15 protein-coding genes are annotated in these 20,330 nt (G+C 41.0%); 7 read left to right on the top strand and 8 right to left on the bottom strand.

The annotated features are described in order from the left end of the window. The first annotated feature begins 55 nt into the window (after nt 1-55). The 7 genes from H6G18_RS00405 to H6G18_RS00375 all read left to right on the top strand — a co-directional run bounded on the left by H6G18_RS00405 (nt 56) and on the right by H6G18_RS00375 (nt 10,583). Entirely contained in the window at nt 56-1,150 is a 1,095-nt protein-coding gene (locus H6G18_RS00405; protein ID WP_190405098.1) for a cyclic nucleotide-binding domain-containing protein, read from the top strand. A 209-nt stretch (nt 1,151-1,359) separates the two neighbouring features. Next, nucleotides 1,360-1,578, top strand: a complete 219-nt coding sequence (locus H6G18_RS00400) for a type A2 lantipeptide (protein ID WP_190405097.1) — start codon at nt 1,360-1,362, stop codon at nt 1,576-1,578. Nucleotides 1,579-1,696: 118 nt separating this feature from the next. Next, nucleotides 1,697-2,746, top strand: a complete 1,050-nt coding sequence (locus H6G18_RS00395; protein WP_190405096.1) for a radical SAM protein — start codon at nt 1,697-1,699, stop codon at nt 2,744-2,746. 108 nt (nt 2,747-2,854) lie between these two features. After that, nucleotides 2,855-3,835 (top strand): hypothetical protein, encoded by a 981-nt coding sequence (locus tag H6G18_RS00390; protein WP_190405095.1) that lies wholly within the window; start codon nt 2,855-2,857, stop codon nt 3,833-3,835. Nucleotides 3,836-3,885: 50 nt separating this feature from the next. Beyond that, nucleotides 3,886-5,331 carry an NHLP bacteriocin system secretion protein gene (locus tag H6G18_RS00385; RefSeq protein WP_190405094.1) on the top strand — a complete coding sequence of 482 codons (1,446 nt, stop codon included), beginning with the start codon at nt 3,886-3,888 and terminating at the stop codon, nt 5,329-5,331. After that, complete coding sequence (locus tag H6G18_RS00380; protein WP_190405093.1) at nt 5,318-7,573, top strand: NHLP family bacteriocin export ABC transporter peptidase/permease/ATPase subunit; 2,256 nt, start codon at nt 5,318-5,320, stop codon at nt 7,571-7,573. Before H6G18_RS00385 ends, H6G18_RS00380 begins: the two co-directional genes overlap by 14 nt. Nucleotides 7,574-7,721: 148 nt before the next feature. Next, nucleotides 7,722-10,583 carry an NHLP bacteriocin export ABC transporter permease/ATPase subunit gene (locus H6G18_RS00375; protein ID WP_190405092.1) on the top strand — a complete coding sequence of 954 codons (2,862 nt, stop codon included), beginning with the start codon at nt 7,722-7,724 and terminating at the stop codon, nt 10,581-10,583. 86 nt (nt 10,584-10,669) lie between these two features. Here the strand turns inward: H6G18_RS00375 and H6G18_RS00370 are convergent, their stop codons facing one another. The 8 genes from H6G18_RS00370 to hepA all read right to left on the bottom strand — a co-directional run bounded on the left by H6G18_RS00370 (nt 10,670) and on the right by hepA (nt 20,253). After that, nucleotides 10,670-12,097: an O-antigen ligase family protein gene (locus H6G18_RS00370; RefSeq protein WP_190405091.1), complete on the bottom strand. Its 1,428-nt coding sequence runs from the start codon at nt 12,095-12,097 to the stop codon at nt 10,670-10,672. Next, the gene (locus H6G18_RS00365; protein ID WP_190405090.1) at nt 12,098-13,048 is read right to left on the bottom strand and encodes a glycosyltransferase family 2 protein; all 951 of its coding nucleotides are present in this window, start codon (nt 13,046-13,048) and stop codon (nt 12,098-12,100) included. Further along, nucleotides 13,048-14,193, bottom strand: a complete 1,146-nt coding sequence (locus tag H6G18_RS00360) for a glycosyltransferase family 4 protein (protein WP_190405089.1) — start codon at nt 14,191-14,193, stop codon at nt 13,048-13,050. Before H6G18_RS00360 ends, H6G18_RS00365 begins: the two co-directional genes overlap by 1 nt. A gap of 22 nt (nt 14,194-14,215) precedes the next feature. Beyond that, nucleotides 14,216-15,178 (bottom strand): glycosyltransferase family 2 protein, encoded by a 963-nt coding sequence (locus H6G18_RS00355; RefSeq protein ID WP_190405088.1) that lies wholly within the window; start codon nt 15,176-15,178, stop codon nt 14,216-14,218. Between the two features lie 83 nt (nt 15,179-15,261). Then, nucleotides 15,262-16,236 (bottom strand): glycosyltransferase family 2 protein, encoded by a 975-nt coding sequence (locus H6G18_RS00350; RefSeq protein WP_190405087.1) that lies wholly within the window; start codon nt 16,234-16,236, stop codon nt 15,262-15,264. Between the two features lie 30 nt (nt 16,237-16,266). Beyond that, complete coding sequence (locus tag H6G18_RS00345; RefSeq protein WP_190405086.1) at nt 16,267-17,235, bottom strand: glycosyltransferase; 969 nt, start codon at nt 17,233-17,235, stop codon at nt 16,267-16,269. Between the two features lie 90 nt (nt 17,236-17,325). After that, nucleotides 17,326-18,381 (bottom strand): glycosyltransferase family 8 protein, encoded by a 1,056-nt coding sequence (locus H6G18_RS00340; RefSeq protein WP_190405085.1) that lies wholly within the window; start codon nt 18,379-18,381, stop codon nt 17,326-17,328. Nucleotides 18,382-18,432: 51 nt separating this feature from the next. Next, nucleotides 18,433-20,253, bottom strand: coding sequence for a heterocyst formation ABC transporter subunit HepA (hepA, locus tag H6G18_RS00335; RefSeq protein ID WP_190405084.1), 1,821 nt, complete (start codon nt 20,251-20,253; stop codon nt 18,433-18,435). Nucleotides 20,254-20,330 lie beyond the last annotated feature (77 nt).

The following is a 20,330-nucleotide window of genomic DNA, read 5'->3' as shown; positions in this document are numbered from 1 at the left end:
CCTCTGTAGTTTCCATATCCTTCTAACAATTTACCAAACACAGGGTAATTAACCTATGACAGAAATTCTCCTGAAAGAGTTAACTAAAAGTGATATTGATTGGATGATTACTACAGGTCATCAAAAAGAATTAGCGACTGGTACTATACTTATTCAAGAAAGAGGAAGTACTGAGTTTTTTCATATTTTATTAGATGGCACATTTAGCGTCACTCTCTCCCAACCAGAAAATAATCCTCTAACTCGTGCATTCGCAGCTATTGAGGGTGACGAAACTTTAGGTAGAGAGATTGGGAGATTATCTAGAGGTGAGATAGCGGGAGAAAGTTCTTTGATTGGGACACGCCCACCAACCACTACAATTACATCTATAGAAAAGTCCCTGGTGATATCAATCCCCATAGGGGAATTAACAACAAAACTACAGCAAGACATTGGTTTTGCAGCCCGTTTTTATCGAGCGATCGCCATCATTATTTCCGGTAGAATACAAAATACCATCAATCAACTTGGTCGTCGTAACCTAGCGCAAGGTCAACCTTTACCAGATGTGCTGTTCATCTTGAGTGAATTGCACGATAGTGACATAGATTGGATGATGGCTTCTGGTACTCCACAAAAAATTCTCACCAATACCGTAGTCATTCACGAACAAGGAACTGTAGACGCACTGTATATTATCCTCGATGGAAAAATGTCCTTGTCTATTTCCCTAGATGAACAGAATCCTTTAGCACGTGCGTTTGCAGCTATCGAGGGTAATGAGATTGCTGGTAGAGAAATAGCTAGACTATCTAAAGGTGAAATCATCGGAGAAACACCCTTTATTGATGGTAGTTTACCCCCTGCAACTGTTAAGGCGATTGAAGATTCTGTCGTATTAGCAATTCCGCGACAGCTACTAGCTACAAAATTACAACAAGATATAGGATTTGCATCAAGATTTTATCGTGTAATTCCCACTTTGCTTGATCAAAGATTACAAGGAATGGTAAATCAGCTTAGTTATAGCAGGCGCGTTTATAGTCAGGGCTTACCATTACATAGAAACTTTGAATACGAAGATGAATTAGGAATAGAAGTTTTAGATAAGGTGGCTTTGGCAGGGAAAAGATTTGATTGGATGTTAGGAAGATTAAATGTAGGTTAAATTTTCAATATGCTATTTTATATTTTTAATTTAAAGTGGATTTTTTTGAATCTTGGTATCTAAAAAAATGTGAGTAATAAGCAAAAAAAATGTATTGTTTTAGTCTGTTAAATGAATTAATTTATATACAGCAAACCAAGAATGTTTTCCTTAAAAAAATATTCTTAAATCACAAAAATGCGTCAGTTTTAAATCATTAAGGAGAAATTATGTCCAACGAAAACCTAGAACAAGATAATAATGAAAAAATTCAAATTAATGAAAATGGAGAATTAGTAATTAAAGATCCACAATTAGCGGATGCACTCCAAGAGTTAAGCCCTGAAGAACTTGAAGCAATTGCTGGTGGCAATGCTAACTATGTCGCCTGTGGAGCAAATTACCAATGTGGTAAAACTAGTGCAAGTTTTGACCAAATAGCAGAATAATAATTCTCTGTCAAAGGATTGCTACACTAGGCTAAAGATAAATCTAGATTGTAGCAATCATATTTTATCTACATAACTTTGAAATAAAAGATAGAAAACTAGTTTAGGAGCTTGTATTATGACAGTAGCAGTTTTGCAACAACATATTGATAATGTAAAACGGGCGCAATTAATATCTGATAAATATTTAGAACTAATTATTTTACCAACAGAGCAGTGTAACTTTCGTTGTGTTTATTGCTATGAAGATTTTTCCATAGGGCGGATGAAGTCAGAAACTATCTCAGGCATTAAAGCACTAATTGAAAAGCGATGTCCAACCTTGAGTTATTTAAATTTATCATGGTTTGGGGGAGAACCTCTGGTTGCTAAAGACACTGTTCTAGACATTTCTGAATATGCTATGTCTCTGGCTGGTAATTATTCTCATTTGCATTACTCAGGTTCTATGACCACTAATGCTTACTTTCTTGATATCAATACTGCTTCTGCTTTAGCCAATGTGGGCGTTACACATTACCAAATCTCTTTAGACGGTCCTATGGAGATTCATAATAAAAGCCGTATCCGCGCAGATGGTAAAAATACCTTTGAACGAATCTGGTCTAATTTACTAGCAATACGCGATAGTCTATTGCCTGTTTCCGTTTTATTGCGTCTTCACTTTACTGCCGATACATTTGATTTACTTGATCCTTTGTTAGAGGATATCAAAAGAGAGTTGTTGCCTGATCCTAGATTTTCTGCTTTCTTCAAAGCAATTGAACACCTTGGTGGACCTAATGATACTTCAATCAAAGTTTTTTCGGAAACTGAGAAAGCAAAAGCTATTAAAATCCTAGAAAATAAATTATTTGGTGATAATTTAAAATCGTCACAGAATGGTGCTGTACCAGACAATGCCGTTTGTTACGCCGCACGTCCTAATTCTTTAGTAATTCGTGCCAATGGAAAAGTTGGCAAGTGTACAGTAGCTTTAACAGATGAGCGTAATGATATTGGTACTTTAGCATCAGATGGTAAGCTAAAACTCATCCCTGGTCGTTTTGCTCCTTGGGTTCGTGGAATTGAAACCCTTGATATTGATACACTAGCTTGTCCTTTAGTCCTATTGCCAACAAGTGACGAAATAACTGCTAACCTGCGAAAGAAAGCACTGACTGTATAAGCAAAAATGACAGTTACAAAAAATACAATCACTCTTTTATATCTTCAGATATAGCTTTAAAATATGCAACTTTATTCAGTTATTGATTCTTGTAGAGATGCTCTACGAATGACTCTTGAATCTTACTGTATAGGTCGTGCTAAAACCATTGAGATTTCATCAATAAAATCTGATGATTCAGCAGATAAATATCTCTCAGACTTAATAAGTACTCGCTTAACATCGACAGAAAGATTGCTTATAGATAAGTTTGGTAATGCCAGACAAAGAGGCCTAATTGCGTGCCGTAGAGGAGATTTAATTGCGGCTGAAAAGGCATTTTCTGCTGCAAATGTTCTACTGCAACTAGATAAGCTTTCACATGAAGGAATGTTACTTTATAAGTCTTTTTTAGAACAAGCAGAAGCTTACTTAGATTATCGATTAGGTGATTTTACACAAGCTCGTAACAGAACTTATAGCGCTCTAGAAACTAATATGATTTTAGAGGAAGAATATGGTTATGAAATTATCTTTTTTGGTCGTATTCAATTAGTTCATAATCTTGTACGCATTGATGCGGGCTGTATGCAGTGGAATCGAGCGATTAAACTCGCTTTCCAGATTCTGGGTTATCTTGAAGGAGTATTAGACATATTACCTGTTCCTGGTCTATGGGGCTATGAGCGTGTGAAACGCCAAATACCAGAGTTTGTTGCTGCAATGTTTGTTCAAGTAACAGATGAAATCGCGATCATTTTAGCTAGTCAAGATAATCAGTTTGATTCCGATTTACTAAAAATCGACTTAACTCATATATTAGTCAACTCCAATGAGGATTATCATTGTCATCCTCAAGCGTATACTTGGTTATTGCTGAAAATGGCATTCATAAATAATGAAGTTGCCAATTTTTTAGAACAAGCATCTAATTTTCTTGCTCATGGGCGTGGAGATACACCATTACTTTGGTATGCAACACTGGCTGATTTAGTTGCTTTGTGTGATGAAATTGTGCTTCCAGAGTCTGATTTATTGAAACAAGAGATAATCAAAGATGTAGCGACTTGGAACGGTGTTCCACAAAAATTATTATCTTTATTTTCTTAGCTTGAAAAATCTGGCAAGATTATTCAAGATTATTGTTAAATTAACAAAAAATGCTCCAACAAAAGCGCCATATATTCCGTAAAGAATCCCTAGAGCGTCTATCTTCTCCTGAAAGATTAGACCAACTGATGCAGGTAGTCAGTCCTAAAAGCTGGCTACCTCTTGTGGCTTTGGGTTCTATTGTGGGAGTTGCTTTTATTTGGGGTATTTATGGTAGCATTCCCATCACCGTTGAGGGTCGGGGTGTAATTATTTATCCCAGTAACGTTGTACCACTACAATCCAAAAGTGCCGGGCAAATCATGGCGCTGAATGTGAAAGTGGGGGATGTGATTAAAAAAGGGCAGGTATTGGCGACAATTGACCAAGCTGAACTGCGTAAGCAACTGCAACAACAGCGAGGGAAACTAACTCAACTGGAATCACAAGATCAAGCTGTTGGTTCGCTGCAAGGGCGGAGGTTGGAACAAGAGGAGCGATCGCAGCAACAACAGCGTCAGTACCTCCGGCAGCGTATACTAGAATTGCAAGCAATCACGCCTTTACTGAAAACCAAAGGTAACACCTCTGTTAGTCAGCAACGTCAAGGCTTACAGCAACGTCTCCAGCAGGCTCAAGCTCTGACTTCTGTGTTTTTACGGAGGATGAAAATTCGCCAAGAATTATTTCAAAAAGAAGGGGCAATTTCCGGTGATGAAGCCCTCCAAGCAGAACAGGAATATCTGCAAAACTTAGAAAAAATTGCTGATATTCAAGCGCAATTAAAAGAACTGGATGTCAAAGAGACTCAACAAGAAAAAGATTATCGGGAAAATCTAACGATTGTGGCTGACTTGCAGTCACAACTGAAACAAGTAGATAGCCAACAAGCTTCTGTGGCTCAACAAGACTTAGAAAATATCACGGCGAGAAATAAAGAAATTCAAGAAGTCAACCGAGAGATTGGCTCTCTAGAACTGCAACTGAGTGATAATAGCCAAATTATTAGTCAACATAGCGGACGCATTTTAGAAATTACCTTGACACCAGGACAAGTTGTTAACGCAGGTACACGCTTAGCTACTATAGAGGCGGAGAATCCCCAGAGTAAGTTGGTTGGTGTCACCTATTTTCCTGTGGCGGAAGGGAAGAAAATTCAGCCAGGGATGTCTATCCAAATTACTCCCCAAACGGTGAAACGGGAACGTTTTGGGGGGATTGTGGGTAATGTCACTAGCATTTCCCGCTTCCCGATTACCAAAGAAGCAGCTGCTAGTGAAGTCGGTAATTCTGAGGTGGTGGAAGGTTTAGTATCTCAACAACAAGGATTAATACAAGTATTCTCTCACCTAGAACTAGATGCCAACACACCAAGCGGCTATAAGTGGTCTTCTTCCACGGGGCCGCACCTGAATATTTCTTCTGGAACTACTACCATTGTGCGGGTCAAGGTAGAAGAACGCGCTCCTATCACCTTTGTTTTACCAATCTTGAGGTCTGCCAGTGGTATCTACTAAATCTACCGTAGTAACACTGGTTAATCCTTGGCAGTATGTAAAAAAAATACTACCACCTAGAAGGCTGCGAGTGAAAACGCCCACGCTTCTACAAATGGAAGCGGTGGAATGTGGTGCGGCTGCTTTGGGAATTATTCTTGGTTATTACGGTCGAATTGTACCACTGCCACAGTTGCGGCGAGACTGTGGGGTTTCCCGCGATGGTAGCAAGGCATCTAATATGGTGAAAGCTGCCAGAACCTATGGACTAGAAGCTAAAGGTTTTAAAAAAGAACTGAAGCAAATACAACAATTACGCCCTCCTTATATTGTCTTTTGGAACTTTAACCATTTTGTTGTGGTAGAGGGATTTGGTAAACATCAGGTTTATCTCAATGACCCCGCTACGGGGCCGCGTCATGTATCGTTACAAGAATTTGACGAGGGATATACCGGAATAGTGCTGGTGATGGAACCAGGCCCAGAGTTCCAAAAAGGTGGTCGCAAACCCAGCATGATTGCATCTTTGTGGTCACGGCTACAGGGGGCGGAGAGTGCTTTAGTTTACTGCATCGTGGCAGGATTTTTCTTGACGATTATTGGGTTGGTAATCCCCGTATTTAGTCAAATATTTGTCGATGATATTTTGGTGCAGGGACGGATGTTATGGCTGCACCCTCTACTTTTGGCAATGGCGATCGCTGCTATACTGCAAGGATCACTCACATTACTCAGGTTACGCTACCTACGCCGACTCAAAATTAGACTGGCTGTGGGTATGTCCAGCCGCTTCCTGTGGCATATTCTCCGCCTACCTGTGAGCTTTTATGCCCAAAGATTTGCTGGGGAAATCAGTAACCGCACTACCTTAAATGACCAAGTAGCCGATGTTCTGGCTGGACAGTTAGCAACAACCATCATTGACACATTGATGGTGCTTTTTGATGCTTTGGTGATGGTGCAGTATGACTGGGTACTTACCTTGATGGTGGTCAGTTTTGCTGCCGTGAACGTCTTAACTTTGCAATGGATTTCTCGTCAACGGGTAGATGCTAATCAACGATTAATTCAAGAATATGGGAAGGCGGCGGGTATATCTATCGCTACATTACAAAGTATAGAAACACTCAAAGCATCAGGGTTAGAGTCTGATTTCTTCTCTCGATGGTCTGGTTATTACACCAAGGCGCTCAATTCCCAACAAGAACTAGGAATTACTAACCAAACATTCTCAGTTTTACCCACAGTTCTCTCGGCTCTTTCTGCTATGTTGCTCTTGGTAGTCGGTGGTTTCCGGGTAATGGATGGACATCTGAGTATCGGTATGCTCATCGCCTTTCAAGGTTTAATGTCTGGTTTTCAGCAACCCGTCAACAATCTTGTCAACTTTGGTACGACACTCCAGGAATTAGAGGGGAATTTGATTCGTCTTGATGATGTGTTAGATAACCCAGTGGGGGAAAAGGGTATAGGGGTGCAGGGGTGTCTGACAAGTGTAGGGGGGGAAATACCGTCTCCATTAATATATGCGCTTCCTAAGTTGCAGGGGTATGTGGAGTTAAAAAATATCACTTTTGGCTATAGCCGCTTGGAAGCGCCTTTAATTGAAAACTTTAATCTGTCAATTAAGCCAGGACAGCGTGTGGCGTTAGTAGGGGGAAGCGGTTCTGGGAAGTCTACCATTGCCAAACTTGTAAGCGGACTGTATCAACCTTGGACTGGGGAAATCTACTTTGATAGTCAACCGAGAGAGGAAATTTCCCCCCAACTGCTGACTAACTCTGTGGCGATGGTGGAGCAGGAAATTTTGCTGTTTGGCGGTACGGTGAGAGACAATTTAACCCTGTGGGACACTACTGTACCAGATAAAAACCTGATGAGGGCTTGCCAAGATGCAGCGATCGCTGATGTAATTTTCTCTATGTCTGGAGGTTATGATGCCGAACTCATCGAAGGTGCTGCTAATCTCAGTGGTGGTCAACGACAACGGCTAGAAATTGCCCGTGCTTTGGTAAATAATCCCTCTATCCTAGTTATGGATGAAGCCACCAGCGCCTTAGATGCAGAAACAGAAAAAATCATTGACCAAAATCTCCGCCGCCGGGGATGTACCTGTATTATCGTGGCGCATAGATTAAGCACTATCCGCGACTGTGACCAAATCATTGTCCTGGAACGCGGGAAAGTAGTACAGCAAGGTACACACCAAGAACTTTGGCAAGTTGAGGGTGCATACTCGCGTTTGATTCGGACGGAAGGATGAGAATCAATTCAAAATTCAAAATTCAAAATTCAAAATTCAAAATTTAAAATACCCTACGGGAAGCAAGCTACAAAATTCAAAATTCAAGAATTTCTTTCTCTACACCCTAAAACTAGTAACCAACAATCACCAAATCTAAATATCCAAAATGGAACTACAGGGGCAAATCTACATAATTAATGGTAATGAACCAATTTTATTGAATGACCCGTCGCGGGTTTGGGTGATTAAGTCTGGTTCTATGGCTTTGTTTGCGGTCACAGTGAAAGATGGTGTAATTGATGGAACTCGTCGTTATTTATGTAGTATTAGCCAAGACGAGGCACTTTTCGGCACGGTTCATCAGCAACGCCAAATTCTCGCGGTTCCTATTGGTGAAGTTGAGTTACTGCTTTTACATCCAGAATGTTTTCGGGGGTTAGGAGCAAAAGCTAACGCTTGGATGGAAAATTGGTTAATGCAACTTGGTGGTGTCTTATCTCAGATTCCCACTCCCAAAATTCAGGTAAAGGCTGAGGGACAAGGACGATTTTCCTTAAATAATGGTCAAAATTTCCAACCAGCAGCAGGTTTAACTTGCTGGGTGCAGCTTCAGGAAGGGAATGTTTGTTTTCTGGGATTTGAGGAATTGATTTTCACCACAGCTACAGCCTTTCCCATGAATGACAAAATGTGGTTAACCCCAGTTGGGGGAGTGCAACTGACAACTCATAGCCCTAGCGAATACGAAAATCCCGATATACTGCTGGCTGGTTTATCTCAATTACATACTCAAATCTTGTCTTGTTTGGCTTTATTAGATGAGCAAGAAGCACAAGCAGAACTGACAAGGTTGCAAGAACGTCAACGCCTGAATCGTCGAGTGACAGCAGAGGCTTTAGGGGAACTATCATCAACTCTAAATTCTCAAGACGGCGACTTTTTCTTAGAAGGTACTCCTTTGTTGGTGGCTACTGGTGCAGTCGGTAGGGCTATGGGTATCAAGATTAGCCCCCCATTGCGTTCAGAAAATCTCCAGCGTGTGAAAGAACCATTAGAAGCGATAGTCAGGGCTTCACGTATCCGAATGCGCCGGGTGTTGTTGCGGGATAATTGGTGGCTTAAAGATGCAGGTGCTTTAGTCGCCTATACTAGAGAGAATCTACCAGTGGCGCTGTTACCTGTTGCTGGAAATCGTTATGAAATTTTTGACCCAGTTAACTATAGCCGTGTGGTAGTAAACGAGGGTGTAGCTGCAACATTAGCTCCTGTGGCTTATATGTTTTATCGCTCTTTACCAGATAAAGCACTCAGGGCTATTGATATAGTCAAGTTTACCCTCCGGGGACACGGGTGGGATTTACTACAAATTTTATTTACTGGTATTTTCATTACCCTGTTGGGGATGATTACACCTTATGCCACTTCAATAATTATAGATAATGCCATTCCCGATAGCGATCGCTCTTTATTATTACAAATCGGCTTAGGGTTACTAGTTGCTGCTTTAGGTACAGGTTTATTTCAACTGGCTCAAGGTTTTGCCTTGCTGCGAATGGAAACCTCTGGTGATGCTTCTACTCAGGCTGGTGTGTGGGATAGGCTACTAAATTTACCAGTCTCTTTTTTCCGAGAGTACACAACAGGGGACTTACTCTCACGCATTTCCTCAGTTAGTGCTATCCGTCGTCAACTTAGCGGTAGAACGCTGATTAATTTTATTACTAGTATATTTGCGTTATTTTACTTAGGACAGTTATTTTATTACAACTATAAATTAGCCCTGATTGCCGTTGCTAGTGCCGTAGTGGCGATCGCTATCACTACAATCTCTGGTATCCTCCTATTATCAAAAGTGCGTCCCCTGCTAGAAGTACAGGGCAGTATTTTCGGGCAGACAGTACAGTTAATCAACGGTATCTCTAAACTGCATATTGCCGGGGCTGAAGAACGCGCCTTCGCCGCTTGGAGTAAAAACTACACTCGGCAAATCAAGCTAGAACTCAGTACCCAACTGGTAGAAGATTTTGTTGTAATTTTCAATACAGTCATCCCCATCATTACCTCTGGAGTCCTATTCTGGTTTACCACCAAGCTCTTAGAAGAAGCTCAAACTTCCGGAAGTATCGCCTTTTCCCTTGGGACTTTTCTCGCTTTCAGCACAGCCTTTAGCAACTTCACCAGAGGAACCACAAACCTCAGCAATACAGTTACCCAAATTTTACAAATTCTTCCCCAGTGGCAACGCACACAGCCAATTTTAACCACCATCCCCGAAGTGAATCTCAGCAAGTCTGACCCTGGTAGGTTGGTAGGGAAAATTACTGTAGATCATGTAACTTTTTGTTATCGTCGTGATGGCAACTTAACCCTAGATAATGTCAGTATCTCTGCCGAGCCAGGAGAATTTATTGCCCTAGTAGGTGGTTCTGGAAGCGGTAAATCAACTCTACTACGGCTACTACTGGGGTTTGAAACGCCCCAAGCCGGCAGCATCTATTACGATGGTCAAGACCTTTCTGGTTTAGATGTGGATGCAGTCAGGCGACAATTAGGCGTTGTGTTACAAAATGGTCAGCTGAGTTCAGCCTCTATTTTTGAAAATATCGCTGGTGGCGCTCAAATTACCCTAGATGAAGCTTGGGAAGCAGCGCGGATGTCTGGTTTTGCTGATGATGTTACCGCCATGCCTATGCAAATGCACACTGTAGTCAGTGAAGGAGGTGGTAATCTATCTGGAGGACAAAGACAGCGATTACTAATTGCTCGTGCCTTAGCATTAAAACCCCGGATTTTGTTATTTGATGAAGCTACCAGCGCTCTCGACAACAGAACCCAAGCAATAGTCAGTGAAAGTCTAGATAAATTACAAGTTACCAGAATTGCGATCGCTCATCGACTAAGTACAATTCGCAACGCTCACCGCATCTATGTATTGCAAGCAGGACGGGTAGTACAACAGGGAACTTTTCAAGAGTTAGCAGATGTAGAAGGGATTTTTGCCCAATTGATGGCTCGACAAATGACGTAATTGATAATATGCGGGTAGGCTAAAGTCCTGTTTATATTTAATTGTGTCTACCTACTTAACCGTAGTATATTTTAAATTTTGAATTATTATTTTGTGATTCGTTGATGTATGTGATATTTATGCCCTGCCATCGCCATAGCTATGAAACCCCAAAGAATCATCCCAGGCATTCCCAACATCCCACTATTACCGACTAGTGTTGACACCATACCCAGACTAATAGCTCTAGCCGCAGCCATGAAGGAGTCAAAGCGATACTCAGAATATTGGAATGCTTGAGTAAATAACATAAATATACCTAACAAGTAGAATATACCGCCAAACCAACCCAATGTAAAAAACATATCTAGAATGCCGCTATCAATGATAATCGGTTCTAATACACCCTTTTCATTGACAATAAAAGTATTTCCTACTCCGTTACCTAAAACATTAGTTAACGCACTGTTCAGACCATCTTCATAGATTTTTTGTCTGACTTTAGCGCTGTCATCATTCTCAATATTAGAAAAAGTTTCAAAACGATTAGTAATAGTGTTGGAAAATTGTTCTATTTGAGTTAATGGAATCACACAAAGCGCCATAATTAAAATAGTTATAAATAGGCGTATTTGCAGGCGCGTTTTTAAAGAAGTAATAAAAGTCAGAAAAGCTATTAACCATCCTCCCCACAAGGTGCGTACTGTTGTGAGCAAGAAAGCTAAATAACCCATTGCCGAGGCAGGAATACGGATAAAGTTTTTACTAGTAAATAACAATAATAAACCTGCCAGCATCATAGATGCAAAGGGTGCAGGAGATGACATAGTACTCCAAACACGCAGTTTCAGAGGTTCAGGATCACCCATGCTCGTTAGTTTTGTACTGACTAACCAGAATAAATCCCACTCAGGAGGGTTAAGAAACTGGATAATTCCATAGATTCCTGTCACCAATACACCCCAGACAAAGGTACGCTCAAGAGTACGGCGATATAGTGGATAATCTCGCCAGTGGATAAATAGGTAAAAAGCAAAAGTAATTGGTGTTAACCAATCTAACAGTCCCCGCGCGGCAGTGAATGGTGTTGTTTTAATCACTCCTATGAGAAAGCCATAAAACACACCGAGAAAGGCTAATACAAAGGGTAAACTACCTTGGCGCAGGGATTTTGGCAGTTCTTTTAAAAAGGTATGTAATGTTAATAGAGTCACTAAGTATTGTGACACCAACATAAAACGTGTGGGATCCCAACCACTTTTATAATCAACTAGACGAGCCACAAACGGCGTAACAAACCAGATCCACCAAGTAAAACCTGTGTAGAGTACGGGGTATCGCACATATAGAAAAGCACCGACAGCGAAGGAAAGAATTACATAGGCTGTGCGGAGAATGCCAGCCGCACCACCAAAAATGCAGACTGCTGAAAACAATACTAGGGTGAGTATCGCCAACCAAGCTAATGGGGGTTGCTTTTCCAAACCCAAGTTTCTGGTAGAAGAACTATCTGTAAAGGTATGAGTATGATTCACTTAAAATCTCCACAGTGAAAGAGTCTTGTTGGAACTTTGCCAGGTTCGCCAACCGTGCCAGCGACCATGCCAAGCTGCTAATAACTTTTGCCCTGCTAAGGCGCGATCGCGCCTTAAAAAGCGTAAAAATTGTACAAAGCCCATAGCATCCCTAGTCCCGACCAATGTAGCCCAGAGGAAAAATGTTAATTGTTGTGTTGGTGATAGATGTTCTAGTAGGGCTAAAGTCTCATTGTGTACGGCGTTGGTGACTGCAACAGGATTAAAACTTTGGCGCTGGTCTTCGTCAAATCTTTGGGCTGGATAATGGTTGACTCCCACTTGGGGATCGTAAATCAGCTTCCAACCAGCCCGCCTTAAGGCTAAACAAAAGGCTATCTCGAAGTGGACTTGTGCGCCTGTACCGAGCATTCGTTGATCAAATCGTAATCCGTAGACAGCCGATCGCCGAAAGCTCATGTTAACTCCCTTGAGAACATCTACCTCGCGGGCTTGTCCTATACCGATATGATGATTACCAATTACTCGTCCAAACCAATGGACTTGACCGACTATTGGGCAAATACCATCTTCTAAGCGATCGCCATGATATACCCAATCTTTGCCACCAACGCCAGCAATCTGCTCATCGGCGAGGAAGTGGGGTTCAATTTGCGCTAACCAATTACTGTGGGGAGCTGCATCATCATCTGTAAAGGCGATAATGTCTCCTTGGGCAATATCTAGCCCTGCATTCATAGCGGCTACTACACCAGGGACGCGCACTGTCGTAGTACGTAATGGCAAAGGAGAAGGGGCGATCGCCTCCAGAAATTGCCATGTCTCCACATCGGTATCACGAACTACCACAACTACCTCATCGGCTGGTCGAGATTGCTTCTGCAATGACTCTAAGCAGCGTGTTAGGTCTTTAGTTCGGCGGTACGTAGGCACAATGACTGTAATTTTCATTACTGCTTCAACTCCTCGAATAAATCTACGTAGTGCTGTGCCATATTTGTCCAACTGTGTTGTTCTGCTATAGTGCGGGCAGCTTGACCCATGTTTTGTCTGAGATGGCGATCGCTCCCTAACAAAAACATGGCCTTAGCTAAAGCTTCCACATCGTCTGAATCGGCTACAACTATCCCCGATTCCGGTGTTAATAAGTCTGCTGCGCCTGTTGCACTAGCCGTAATCACAGGTAAACCAGAAGCCATTGCTTCAATCACCACCAAGCCAAAAGGCTCGTAACGGGAAGGAAACACCAAGAAATCTACGGCTTTCATTAGTTCTGGGACATCACGCCGCAGTCCTAAAAAATGCACTCTTGTCGATAATCCCAAGTCTTCAGCTAACTGAAGATATGGGCTACCTTCCGTAATTCCCGCAACTGCTAGATGTAAATCAGGCACTTGCACTAAGGCTTTGAGGACTGTATCTAAATTCTTGCGAGATATTCTAATATCCCCAGCAAACAAAGCTAGAGGGACACCTTCCGGTAGACCCCATTGAGAACGCGGGATATTTCCTGGGGAAAATTCCTGCAAATCAACACCATTGACAATTACTCGTATCTTCTCTGGTGCTACACCAATGGCTTGCAAATCCTCAGCTACCCTACTAGAAACAGCTACTACCACACGCGCGCGACGAAAAGCCTCTTTTTCCCAACTTGCGTTTAAAACCGTGTATAACCACTGGTAAAAGTTGTATAAAAATCTGCGTGATTGTGTAGTTTTGGCTGAATTTGTCTGAGCTTTACTAGAAGTAAACTTCAACCAAGAACTATGGACAAAATGCACAGCATTCACATCACCAGAGGCGCGGGTAATGGCACCATTAATTTTGATTAAATCAAACTGTGTTCGGTTTTTATGCAACCAATCTGCACTGGTAAAAGCAAAAATCAAATTTCGCAGTAATTCCGTAGGCCATTGTTTAACCGAAATCGGCACCCAATTAACTTGCTCACTTTGTTGTAATTCCGGCGCAACCTGACTAGCCAATAAGGTGACATGATGACCACGCCGAATTGCTTCTTGGGCAATTTCATAATTAACCCGTCCTTGACCATCACCTTTAATTACACTATGTGTAACGATACCTAGTTTCACAATATAAATATCCTGTGAATGTTCAAGAAATTCTTGCTGTATCTAGTTTTTTTAATTGCGCATTGCGTTGGCGTGAGTCTTCCGCTTGCGGTATTGCGAATTGCGAATTGTTATGAGAAGGTTGCCATAATTTTTGAATTTGAGAACGACGAATAATTTCCGGCCATGCTTTGAGAGAACCTCGTTTGTAGAGATATGCTGTCATGTGCAGGAAGTATACACAGCAAAAGCCTATGAGTTTTAAGAAATTGGGGAATAAATTTTTATGGCGTTTAATGCCAATGTAGAGCCTAGCAGCTTCAATAGAAATTTCGTACTTAGTTAGTTTACCAATGTCAGATACCATCAGAGAACTTTTGCCATTACCCCCGGCATTGAGGACGCGTAATTCTGGACAGGGTAGAATATTGTATCCCCGCTTCAAGGCGCGTAAACAAAGTTCTGCATCTTCATAGCCAAAAAATATATCTTCGTCCCACTGTTCTTGCTCAAAAAACTGGCGGGGAAACATAGAAGCATGAATAGCTATAGTTTCGGGAACATCACTAGCACAGAAATAGCCGCGAAAAGACAACTTTCCCGGAGCCATTATATATCCGTCGGTGTCATAACTGATACCGGAAATAATGGTGCAATCTCTCTGTTCTGGTGACATTTGCAAATAGTGAGCGATCGCGCCACCAATATATTCTGGCTCAACGCAAATATCATCATCAATAAAAGCAACCAAATCAGTTTCTAATGCAGAGGTAGCATTAACTGCATTGTTACGATTGGCACAAACCCCACGACGAGGGCCAGTAATATAAATTGTCTGGGGATATTGTTGGACAATTTGTTGATTTTTTTGCTGCATCTCAATATCCGGTGAATCATCAGACACAATGACTGAGTATGGTTTAGTCTGAGAATCCCACAGCGATCGCAGGCAATTTGCCAAATCTTGGGGACGATTTCTAGTTGTGATACAAGCCGATAGCCGCATTCTATTTATACCTGTTTGTCTAGCAAAATTACTTAATTAGCTTATAACTCCCTGACTTCTCAAGTAAGTCAGGGATCTGACGATTAAAATCGAGATGCTATTGTTGGTGGCGTAAAACTCAGCATCAATCCAGCGATCGTTCGCAGTTTTAAACTTTGTTTTAAAGAACGCCAAAAATAAGAACGGGCTGTTTTTAGCTCTTTACTACGCATCAAGCCAATGCCTAAAGTTGTACTTATATGAGCTAATTTCTGCTGAAAATAAGGTTTAAGTTCCTGTAGACGTTCATCAGCCATAAACTGCTCATAGCAAAACATATCTGCTTGAGCTTTACGGATTTTTGCCTTTGCATCTCGCTTACCACTGAGCATGGTATCGGTTTGTTCATGAACACGATAACGCGTCAGTTTTTCGGGATAAAAGTAAGCTCCTAAACCAGAGCGACAACAAAGATAGTTTAAATATATATCCCATGAACCACCGACTTCAGGGGGAATGGTATCCCAAGCGATCGCATCTCGACGAATTACAGCAGCTGTGGCTGTCGATACCGATTTATCTACCAAGCTTATCCGACAAAACGGTTGGTAAATTCCTTCTCGAAGATTAGCTCGTTTATATGAACGGGAATATTCTTCTGTGAGAACATCATCTATATTGCCATTGGCATCGATGATGTAGTGGTCACAAAAAGCTAAAGCTAAATCAGGGTTAGCTTCCAAGGGAGGGACAAGCTTTTCCAGAAAGTCTGCTTCCCACATATCATCATCCAACAGACAGGCGATGTATTTTCCCCGCGCCATTTGAAAGGCTTTGATGGTGTTGGCGAACATTCCCATGTTCGATGAATTGCGCGAAAAGCGAATGCGCGAATCATGAAAAGACTCAACAAGTGTCTGAGGATTTTCTGGACTACAATTGTCGCAAACAATAATTTCAATATGAGGATATGTCTGCTGTACAGCACTTTTCAGCGCTGCTTGCAAATAATCTGGACGGTTATAAGTAGGTGTAATAACGCTAACTAATGGATTTGGGGAGTTAGTATCTATAGTCATAATTTTCAAAACGGCTAATCACATTTACGACTAAATTGTTTTACTTTCCGTATAAACAATGGGACGAGCTAAAAATTTGCCGCTTTTGAATAAAAATCGTGCTAGGTAATATACTCGCTCTTGTCCAGAGTAAAAAGGCCATCCTAAAATTAACTGTGAGATATCCCATACCTCCCTGTGATCCCATTTGGATTGTTGATAATACTTTGTGCGGCGATATTGGAGGTTGCGGGACAGGTCAACTCTTGCAGAATAACCAATACGTGCTAAAAAATCATTAATATATTGGTTAGTCATCTCAATGCCAGCTTGGGATTTGGCTTCTTGTTCACAGCTGGCGATCGCATTATTCATGTGATTGTTAGCACCATGTATGCGATAGTAACCCAAATTCTCCTGTAATGTTTTAATCTTGCCTAAGAAAGCTGTGCAGTAAATAATGCAACCATCAGCCCAAATGCGCCATTTTACAGGATCAATAGGAAATACTTTTTCCAATGCTTCCCGGCGATAGGCGAGTCCAGATGTGGGAGGAAAGCACCAAGCATTTCCTGTCTTCAATATAACTGTGGCTAAATCGTCACTCAGTTTCGGCCCCTGGGTAGAGGTATTGTTAATTGTCTTGTCACCGCCATCGATGATATCCAAATGGTGCATCACACCAACTACATCCGATGTTTGAAATACTTCAGCAATGCGCTGTAATTTACCAGGTTTCCACATATCATCTGCATCCAGAAAAGCAATAACCTCTCCAGTAGCAGCTGCAAAACCGGCATTAAAAGCACCCCCCTGACCTTGATTTTCCTGAAAAATCGCCTTAATTTTATCCGGGGTTTTTTCTTGGAGTTGGGTAATAACGTTACGGCTATCGTCTTGAGAACCATCGTCTACTACAACGATCTCAATATCTGTATAGCTTTGAGCTAGAACAGAGTTAATTGCCTTGGGAAGATACCGAGCATAGTTATAGTTAGAAATAATTATTGAGACTTTCATTGTAATTTTTTCCAGGATAATAGGGGCTGAGGGCTAGGGACTGGGAATCGCCACTCAGCACTCCCCAAGAATTCTGTAATTTTGAATTGATTAGTCCCCACTCTCCATTTTCATGAGAGATTTCTCTCGCACATACACCCTCAATAATTCCCAGGATTTTCCGAGTCCCAGGATAAACATAAATTTCCTCATTAAGACTTTAAATTGCCGAGGGTAATATTGCAGAAACCATTTACTAAACCACACCATACTTTCTGTAGGTTGAAACCATTTACTGGCTTGGAGATAGCGAATCCATTGCAACTGTGCTGGATGCTCACACTCGATTTGCCAAGGTTTTGAGCCACCAGCAAAATGAAAGATATCAGCGTTGTCGATGATTTCTTGCTTTGAATGACGAATCTCTTCTTTAAAGGCTGAGTCTTCCCAATTTTCATAAAATAGAATGTGTGAGATGACATTCCACGTAGGATGAAGCTTACCCCAATCATTAGCAAGAATGGCGTTTAACCCTTCTTGATCTCCCATCCTTACGTATTCTTCATGTTCGCTCAAGTAGCGTATTACTTTCTCACTAATCTTTTCCTCTCTCCATCTTGGCAAATTGAGTACCAGCACTCCCGCATTGAAATAAGGCGTATGAGGTGCTAGCCCTAATTCTTTGTAATTGAGGATGCCTAAATTGGAAGATACATACGGAATACCAAAATCGGTAGAAGCCAGTAGGGCATATTCACCCATTTCCTGGTTCCACAGGTTTTTTAAGTTACCCTCTACCAGTAAATCACCATCTAAGTAAATAGCCTTTTGAAAATGCTCTGGGAGGATATCGGGTATTAATAATCGCAGATATGTAGCTGCTGATACCCAATCAGGTGTTTTTATATGACTCAGTGATGTCAAATTGCTGGGAGAAATCCACTTGAGGTGTAAATCAATGTGTTCAACATTGAGAACTCGTTGTAGTCGTTGCTTGCTCTGCTCAGTAATACCGCCGTCAATAATGTAGAGGTAGAGGGTACAACCCTTTTCTAAATTGACCAGTGCGGAATAGAGTGTTACAGCTAGGGGTCTAGCATAATTATCATCTGCCCCACACACTACAACTAAGGGACTGTGGTCTAATTCAGGAGTTACAACAGCCATTGCTTTATATATAGTATGGTGAAATAAAAGTGGGTTAAGCAGGGTTTACAACTACCCCAAATGACCTGAATCGTGCTGCATTTGGTGATATTTCCAAAGCTTACCTCGTTGTTCTAGAAGTTCTTCATAATTCCCCTGCTCAACAATCCGTCCTTGTTCCATGACTACGACCTTATCGGCTTTGGCAATTGTGGAAAGCCTATGAGCGATCGCAATTACTGTTCTCCCCACGGAAAGTTGTTCTAAGGAATCCTGAATCAAGCGTTCTGATACTGAATCTAAGGCGCTGGTTGCTTCATCAAGAATGAGAATATCTGGATCTCGCAGTAATGCACGAGCGATCGCTATTCTTTGTCTTTGTCCTCCTGATAAGCGTACACCGCGATCGCCTAACTTAGTATCAAACCCTTCGGGCATTTCTTCGATAAATTCCAACGCATTCGCTAGTCGAGCTGCTTCCCGAATCTCGGCTTCACTTGCGCCTGATGTACCATAAGCAATATTTTCTCTGATAGAAGTGTTGAAAATAAATGTATCTTGACTGACTACAGCCATTTTGCGGCGGAGAGAATTGATTTCAAAGTGCTGCAAATCAAGCCCATCAACTAAAATCTGTCCTTCAGTTGGATCATAAAATCGGGGAATTAAATCAGCTAATGTAGTTTTACCAGCACCCGATGACCCTATCAGGGCTGTCATTTTGCCACGCTCAATTGTCAGCGTAATATTATTTAAAACTAAATGATCGGGAGTATAACCAAAATCTACAGATACTAAATCAATTGAACGCTTCAAACCTTGAAAATTAAGTTTGCCATTTTTCAAGTAAGGTTTATTATTAGTCTGCAAAATAGCCTTAATATTTTCTGCCGAGCCTTGTAAAGTACTCAGAAAAGCAGATGAACCATTAATGTCTTGAATATTGGGGATAACTCTCACCAAGACAAAGAAAAATGTCAATAATGATGCTACAGGTAGTGTGAAATTCGTGAATGAAATCACAATTAAACTAATTAAAACCGTAGTAGCTATTCCTTCAGCTATGGGTTTTACCAGCGTCCATGCCAAAACAACTTTGATAGCTGCATTCAGTTGATTATCACTAGCTTTATAAAAACGCTGACGTTCAAATTCTTGGGTTCCGAATGCTTGAATTGTGCGAATCCCATTAATAAACTCTACTGCTATAGCTGTAAATTGACCATTAGCAGAAGAAATGCCAAAACTGGTTTCTCGGACTCGTTTATTCAGCGTGGATAATCCTACTGCTAGCAATGCAAATATAAGTACAGAAATAATCGAAAGTTGCCATGATATTAAAAACATGACAACGAAATACACACAAACTGTCAGAATTCTTGTAAAGATAAAAGCTATTCCGCTAAAACCCTGTTTGACCCTTTCAATTTCTGTAGTGATTGTATTAATGAGTTCACCGGAACGAGTTTGAGCAAAGTAACTTAATCTCAAAGCTTGTAATTGCTCAAAAATTTGCTTATGTAAGCGGTCTGCTAAATGAAGTTGGGCTGATTCAGAATAAATTCCTCCAAAATAATTGAATGTAGCTCGCATCCAAGTACTTAACAAGATGAGTAAAGATATTCTATAGATAGGACTAATTGGCCAGATATCAGAAGCCAAAATCATATCAATCCCGGCAATTCCAGTCTGAATTGGTTGGTCAGGAGTAGTCAATTTTTGTAAAAATGACAAGAGAAAACCAATACTTACACCTTCAAAACTTGCCGCTAAAAATGAAAAAATTACGGCTAGGACAGCTATTTTGCGAAAATGTTTTAATTCTCGCAATATTAAATAGTTGTCCTTCCAGAAGTTATTCGTTTTAAATAAATTACGTGGTGCTTTTGGCATTTTTAAATATGTCGTGTATTTTTTAAGAAAAATTGATTGGACTACATCAGATACATATATTGAAAAATTCATTTTTT

This window comes from Anabaena subtropica FACHB-260 (genome assembly GCF_014697105.1).
Classification (GTDB): Bacteria; Cyanobacteriota; Cyanobacteriia; order Cyanobacteriales; family Nostocaceae; genus Trichormus; species Trichormus subtropicus.
Note: the sequence above shows the minus strand (reverse complement) of the source record. Positions and strands in the feature narration are given on the sequence as shown.